The sequence below is a fragment of the Streptococcus sp. D2 genome (genome assembly GCF_006385825.1).
Lineage (GTDB): Bacteria > Bacillota > Bacilli > Lactobacillales > Streptococcaceae > Streptococcus > Streptococcus shenyangsis.
Genome location: NZ_VFSI01000003.1, coordinates 186,985 through 188,501 on the forward strand (window position 1 = coordinate 186,985; position 1,517 = coordinate 188,501).

At 37.3% G+C, this 1,517-nt stretch carries 1 protein-coding gene; it reads left to right on the plus strand.

What is annotated here, in order from left to right:
* On the plus strand, positions 1-1,517 hold a 1,517-nt coding region (locus FJR73_RS10330; protein WP_258190669.1), incomplete at both ends, for a DUF1542 domain-containing protein.

The following is a 1,517-nucleotide window of genomic DNA, read 5'->3' on the forward strand; positions in this document are numbered from 1 at the left end:
GACAGAAAATATGAAGAGTTTAAAGCAGAATTAGAAGCTGCCAAGACAGAAGCAGCCAAAGCTTTAGCGAAAGGCACTAATGCAACAAAAGAGGAAGTTCAAGCTGCTCAAGCAAAAGTAGAAGCAGTGAAAACGAAATTAGAAACTGCTAAAAATCTTCTTGTAGAAGCAGCAACTCCTGAAGAAAAAACAAAATTACAAACGGACTCTGATTCATTGAAGAAAGCTGATGAAACAGGTAAAACACCAGAAAGTATCGCAGCATATGACAGAAAATATGAAGAGTTTAAAGCAGAATTAGAAGCTGCCAAGACAGAAGCAGCCAAAGCTTTAGCGAAAGGCACTAATGCAACAAAAGAGGAAGTTCAAGCTGCTCAAGCAAAAGTAGAAGCAGCGAAAACAGCTTTAGATAAAGCAGCAGAATTATTAGTGAATAAAGCAGATAAAGCTGAGTTAACAAAAGCAAAAGAAGCGTTAAGCGAATTAACAACAGCAGCAGATCCAACAACAGGAAAAACTGCGGATAGTGCGAAAACATATACTGATAAGAAAACAGCTGCAGAAGAAGCCATTAAAGAAGCAGAAGCAGTAATTAATGACGAAAATGCAACACCAGAAAAAATAACAGAAGCTTTAAATAAAGTTAATGAGAAGAAAGAAGCATTAGAAGCGGCAAAACAAGCTTTAGTAGAAGCAGCAACAGCGGAAGAAAAAGCTAAACTAAAAACAGATGCAGATTCATTAGTAAAAGCAGATACAACTGGAAAAACACCAAATAGTATTGAAGCTTATAATACAAAATATGAAGAATTAAAAGCACAATTAGAAGCTGCTAAGACAGAAGCAGCAACAGTATTAGCAAAAGCTGATAATGCATCTAAAGCAGAAGTACAAGCAGCTCAAACGAAAGTAGATGCAGCCAAAGCAGAATTAACAAAAGCAGCAGAGTTATTGAAAGATCTTGACAGAGATGGTGCTAAAAAAGAAATTGCAGCTGCTGCTAAAAAAGCGACAGATGCTATTGAAGCTAGTACAACCTTAACGCCAGAACAAAAGGCGGAAGAAAAAGCAAAAGTAGCTAAAGAAGCAAAAGATGCAACAGATGCTATTGATAAAGCAACAACTGAAGATGGTATCAATTCTGCAAAAGATAAAGGAAAATTAGCTATCGAAAAAGAAGTTGCAATTACAGCAATCAATGCTGAAAAAACAGCGAAAGAAAAAGAAATCGATAATAATTCTAACTTATCCGACGATGAAAAAGCAGCAGCGAAAGCTGAAGTAGCGAAAGCAGCCATCGCAGCCGTAAAAGCTATCAATGAAGCGAAAGATCAAGATGGTGTAGACGGTGCTCAAACTACAGGAGTTAAAGCAATTGAAGCAGTAACTTCAGTAGGTAAAGAGAAAGCCCTAGAAGCAATCCAAACAGCGTCAGAAACTAAGATTGCCTCAATTGATAAGAACGCTAAATTGTCAGACGATGAAAAAGCAGCAGCGAAATCTGAAGTAGCGAAAGC